Below are 5,303 nucleotides of genomic sequence, written 5' to 3'. Positions count from 1 at the left end.
GGAACGACCACGATCTTCCGGCCGACGCCCGCCGCGAACTGCTCCAGGGCCTGCGGGTAGCGCGCCAGCGGGAGCCGGTCGCTGATGAACACGTCCGGGTCCAGCACGCCGTTCGCGAACAGCTCGGCGGCCCGCTCGAAGCTGTGCAGGACGGCCATGGAGCCGGTGATGGTGATCTCCTGGTTGTAGATGCGGTACGGGTCGATGGTGACGCGGGCGGCGTAGTCGGCGACCCCGAACTGCAGGAACGTTCCGGCCTTCGCCACCCGCCCCAGGCCGTCCTGGATCGCCGCCGCGTTGCCGGTCGCGTCGACCACCAGGTCCCAGCCCTGGGGCCGCGCCAGCTCTTCCGCGGTGCCGGCGGCCCCGGAGACGCCCAGCCGGCGCGCGGTCTCCAGGCGGGCCGGGTTGACGTCGACCACGTCGACGCTCGCCGCGCCGGTCCGCTTGGCCAGCTCCAGCATCATCAGGCCCATCGTGCCGGAGCCGTAGATCAGGACGTGCGAGCCGAGGTTCGACTTCAGGACGTCGTAGCCGCGCACCGCGCAGGACAGGGGTTCGATCAGGGCCGCGTCCTCGGTGCGGACGTGCTCGGGCAGCTTCACGCAGTTCGCCACCGGCGCCACCGCGTACTGCGCCGCGCCGCCGGCCGTCGTCACGCCGATCGCGGCCCAGCGCTCGCAGAGGTTGTTGTGGCCGGTACGGCAGCGCCGGCACTCGTAGCAGTACAGCGAAGGGTCGACGGCGACCCGGTCGCCCACCGAGACCTCGGTGACCTGGCTGCCGACGCCGACCACCTCGCCGGCGAACTCGTGGCCGGGCACGAGGGGCAGCTTCGGCGCGAACTCGCCCTGGAGGATGTGCAGATCGGTGCCGCACAGACCGCAGGCGGCGACCTCCACGACGACCTCGCGGGGACCGGGCGTCGGGTCCGGGACCTCGGTGACGACGGCGCGGCCCACGGACTCGATGACGGCGGCCTTCATTTGACGGCTCCCAACGAAAGGCCCTGGACCAGCTTGTCCTGGGCGGCGAACCCCGCGGCGAGCACCGGCAGGGAGATGACGAGCGACGCGGCGCACACCTTCGCCAGGAACAGGCCCTGGCTGGTGATGAAGCCGGTGAGGAAGACGGGGGCGGTCTCGGCCACGACACCCGTGAGCACCCTGGCGAACAGCAGCTCGTTCCAGCTGAAGATGAAGCAGATCAGGGCGGTGGCGGCGATGCCGGGCAGCGCGATCGGCGCCACCACCCGGCCGAGGACCGTCGGCAGCCGCGCCCCGTCGATCTGGGCGGCCTCGATGATCGCGACCGGCACCTCGGAGAGGAAGGACTGCATCATCCACACCGCGATCGGCAGGTTCATGGCCGTGTAGAGGACGACCAGTGCCCAGATGTTGTCGAGCAGGCCGGTGTTCCTGGCGAAGAGGTAGATCGGCAGCAGGCCCGCCACCAGCGGCAGCATCTTCGTCGACAGGAAGAAGAACAGGACGTCGGTCCACTTCCTCACCGGCCGGATCGACAGTGCGTACGCGGCCGGCAGCGCGAGCAGCAGGGTCAGCAGGGTGGAAGCGGCCGACGCCGTCATCGAGTTGATCAACGGGGGCCAGGGGCTGGCGCCGCCGTCCACGCCGAAGAACTCGCGGTAGCTGTCCAGGGTGAGCGGGGCGGTCAGGGAGGGCGGGTTGGTCGCCGCGTCCGCCTCGGAGTGGAAGGAGGTCAGCGCCATCCACAGGACGGGCAGCACGAACAGCAGGCCGGCCAGCCAGGCGGCGAACCCGAGGGCGGCCCCCTGCAGCCGGGCCCGGGACCGGGTGAGGGTGGTCATCAGCGGGACACCTCCGCGCGGAACAGGGACGACACGACCCGCAGCGCGAAGGTCGCGAGGATCAGCGAGCCGATCACGACGACCACGCCGGCCGCGGACGCCAGACCGTTGTCGTGCGCCTGGTAGAAGGTCTGGTACACGGTGTACGGCAGGTTGGCGGTGCCGAGTCCGCCGGAGGTGATGGTGTACACCGCGTCGAAGTTCTGGACGATGTAGATCGAGCCGAGCAGCAGGCTGAGTTCGATGTAGCGGCGCATGTGCGGCAGGGTGATGTGCACGAACACCTGCCAGTCGCCGGCGCCGTCCATCCGGGCCGCCTCGATCAGCTGGGGATCGCGGCTCTGCAGCCCGGCCAGCAGGATCAGCGTCATGAACGGGGTCCACTGCCAGATCAGGGACGCCTCGACCGCCATGAGCGGCATCTCGGAGATCCAGTCCGGCTGCGGGGCGCCGTCGCCGCCGATCCAGTGCAGGACGCCGTTGAACAGGCCGTACTCCGGGTTGAACAGCACGTGCTTCCACAGCAGCGCCGCGGCGATCGGCACCAGCAGGAAGGGGGCGATCAGCATGGTGCGCACAGCGGCCCGGCCGCGGAACCGACGGTCCAGCAGCAGTGCCAGCAGCAGCCCGAGCAGCAGGCTGACCAGCACCACGGTCGCGGTGAGCAGGACGGTGGTGCCGACCGACCTGCGCAGCTCGGCGGTGCCCAGCACCTGCTGGTAGTTGTCGAGTCCGGCGAAGTGGCGGTCGTCCGGGTAGAGGGCGTTCCAGTCGAAGAAGGAGATGACCAGGGTGGCCACGAAGGGCAGCTGCGTCACCACGATCATGAAGACCAGGGCGGGCAGCAGGGGCGCCCGGGTGGCCCAGGCGCGCATCCGGTTCGGCCGCCGGGCCGCCGGCCGCGCGGGGGCGGCGGCGACCCGGGTGGGAGGAGTCGTGAGGGTCATGGCTACTGGTACTTCTCTCCGACGGTCTCGGCGAGCTGCTGGCCCTTGCTCAGCGCGCTGTCCACGGACTGCCGGCCGGCGATGGCGGAGCTGATCTCCTGGGAGACCTTGGTGCCCAGGTCGGTGAACTCGGGGATGCCGACGAACTGGATGCCGGGCGCGGGCCGGGGCTGCACGCCCGGGTTCTCCGGCTCGGCTCCCGCGATGGCGTCCCTGGTGACGTCCGCGAAGGCGGCGGCTTCCTTGCGGTACTCGGGTATGTCGTACGTCGACGCCCGCTTCCCGGCGGGGACGTTGGCCCAGCCGATCTGCTCGCCGACGAGCTTCTCGTAGTCCTTGCCGGAGGCCCAGGAGATGAACTTCCAGGCGTTGTCCGCGTTCTTGGACGCCTTCTGGACGCCCCACGCCCAGGTGTAGAGCCAGCCGGAGCTGTCGGTCCTCTCGACCGGGGCGGGCACGTAGCCGATCTTGCCCTTGACGGGGGAGCCGGACGCCTCCAGGGAGCCCGCGCCGGCCGTGGCGTCGTACCACATGGCGGTCTTGCCCTGGGTCATGTTGTTCAGGCACTCGGCGTACCCGGACTGGGCGGCGCCGGACTCGCCGTGCTCGCGGACCAGGTCGACGTAGAACCGGGTGGCCTTCTTGAACTCCGCCGAGTCGAGCCGGGCGTTCCACTCCTTGTCGAACCAGGTGCCGCCGAAGGTGTTGACCACCGTGGTCAGCGGCGCCATCACCTCGCCCCAACCGGGCAGGCCGCGCAGGCAGATGCCCTTCATGCCGGGCTCGGCGGCGTCCACCTTCGCGGCGAGGTCGGCGACCTGCGTCCAGGTGGGCTTGTCGGGCATGGTCAGGCCGGCCTTGTCGAAGACGTCCTTGCGGTACATCAGGAAGGACGACTCGCCGTAGAAGGGCTCCCCGTAGAGCTTGCCGTCCGCGGCGGTGAGGGCCTGGGTCATCGGCTTGAGGACGTCGTCCTGGTCGAAGGCGGTGTCGCCCGCGACGTACTCGTCCAGGGGGTGGAGCCAGCCGTTCTTGGCGTAGATCGGGATCTCGTAGTTGCTGAGGGTGGCCACGTCGTACTGGCCCGCCTGGTTGGCGAAGTCCTGGCTGATCTTGTCGCGGACGTCGTTCTCCGGCAGGACGGTGAAGTTGACCGTGATCCCGGTGTCCTCGGTGAAGTGGTCGGCGGTGAGTTTCTGCAGCTCCTGCATCTGGGGGTTGTTGACCATCAGGACGTTGATGGAGTCCCCGCCGGAGGAGCCGGAACCGCCGGCGCCCGAGCAGGCGGCGAGTGAGGAGATCAGCGTTCCTACGGCGGCCACGGCGAGTACGGCGCGTGGTGCTCGTCGGCTCTGGGTGCGCATGTGGTGCTCCTGAAATATGGGGACAAATCAGTGGGTCGGGGACATGCGGGTGCCGTTGTGGTGGATGCGGGGACGGGGTGGTGCGCTGGCGGGGTGGTGAGGTCGGGGCCGGAGGGGTGCGAAGAGGCGGTGAGTGGCGGGAGAAGCCCGGTGAGGGGTGAGGGGTGAGGGGGTGTCAGACGCGGATGACCTGCGGTCCCAGCAGTGAGTACCGGTGGGCCTCCGCCGCGGGCAGCAGGGTGCTCGTCACGATCGCCTCCAGGGCGCCGATCCCGGCGAACCGGCAGAAGCTGACCGCTCCGAACTTGGTGTGCACACCCGCGAAGACCGTGCGCCGAGCGGCGCGGATCGCCTGTGCCTTGACCTCGCCGACCGCCGGGTCGGGGGTGGTCAGCCCGTGTTCGCGGGAGATGCCGTTGGCGCCGACGTACGCCAGGTCGACGACGAAGCCGGCCAGCATCTTCGTCGTCCAGTGGTCGACGGTGGCCAGCGTGCCCGCGCGGACCCGGCCGCCGAGCAGCAGGACGCAGACGTTCTCCCTCTCGGCGAGCGCGCCCGCGACCGGCAGGGAGGCGGTGACGACGGTCAGCGGCCGGTCGTCGGGCAGTGCCTCGGCGATGAGCTGCGGGGTGAAGCCCTCGTCGACGAAGACCGTCTCGGCGTCACCGAGGAGTCCGGCCGCCGCCGCGGCGATCCGGCGCTTCTCGGGCACGTGGCTGGTGGCGCGGAAGGCGAGCGTCGTCTCGAAGCCGGCGCTCTCCACGGGGTAGGCGCCGCCGTGGGTGCGGCGGACCAGGCCGTGGTCCTCCAGGGCGCGCAGATCGCGGCGTACGGTCTCCTTGGCGACGCCCAGCTGGGTGGCGAGGTCGGCGACGTCGACCGATCCGGCGGCGCGTGCGACGCGCACGATCTCCCGTTGGCGTTCTTCCGCCGTTCTGGTGTTCATGGGTCGCACCTGCCTTCCGCTCGTCCGCCCGTTCGGGCCCGTCCGGGCCCGTTCGGGCCTTGGGGGAAGTTCTACAGCGGGTGCGAGGTGCTGAACAGGCCTGTTGCGGATCCGATACTGCCCGACTGTGCCCGTTTCGCGCGAGGGCGTGCCCGCCGCGGACCTGCGTGCTTGGGCGACGGGGAGTGGGATCGGGCGCGAGCGGTGCCCGAATGCGG

The 5,303-nt window shown here is 70.5% G+C and carries 5 protein-coding genes; all 5 read right to left on the bottom strand.

The genetic code is table 11. The features are described from left to right. Positions 1 to 986: zinc-dependent alcohol dehydrogenase family protein (locus ACSLTV_RS35840; RefSeq protein ID WP_432158856.1), on the bottom strand; the 986-nt coding region annotated here is incomplete at its 3' end. Further along, entirely contained in the window at positions 983 to 1,828 is an 846-nt protein-coding gene (locus tag ACSLTV_RS35835) for a carbohydrate ABC transporter permease (RefSeq protein ID WP_432139339.1), read from the bottom strand. The genes ACSLTV_RS35835 and ACSLTV_RS35840, both read right to left, overlap by 4 nt. Continuing rightward, complete coding sequence (locus ACSLTV_RS35830) at positions 1,828 to 2,775, bottom strand: carbohydrate ABC transporter permease (RefSeq protein WP_432139340.1); 948 nt, start codon at positions 2,773 to 2,775, stop codon at positions 1,828 to 1,830. Before ACSLTV_RS35830 ends, ACSLTV_RS35835 begins: the two co-directional genes overlap by 1 nt. A gap of 2 nt (positions 2,776 to 2,777) precedes the next feature. Beyond that, the gene (locus ACSLTV_RS35825) at positions 2,778 to 4,139 is read right to left on the bottom strand and encodes an ABC transporter substrate-binding protein (RefSeq protein WP_435613702.1); all 1,362 of its coding nucleotides are present in this window, start codon (positions 4,137 to 4,139) and stop codon (positions 2,778 to 2,780) included. Between the two features lie 175 nt (positions 4,140 to 4,314). Beyond that, entirely contained in the window at positions 4,315 to 5,085 is a 771-nt protein-coding gene (locus ACSLTV_RS35820; RefSeq protein ID WP_432139342.1) for a DeoR/GlpR family DNA-binding transcription regulator, read from the bottom strand. Positions 5,086 to 5,303: the final 218 nt, after the last annotated feature.

This window comes from Streptomyces sp. bgisy159 (genome assembly GCF_965341775.1).
Taxonomy (GTDB): Bacteria; Actinomycetota; Actinomycetes; order Streptomycetales; family Streptomycetaceae; genus Streptomyces.
This window is presented reverse-complemented; position numbering and strand designations above follow the sequence as displayed.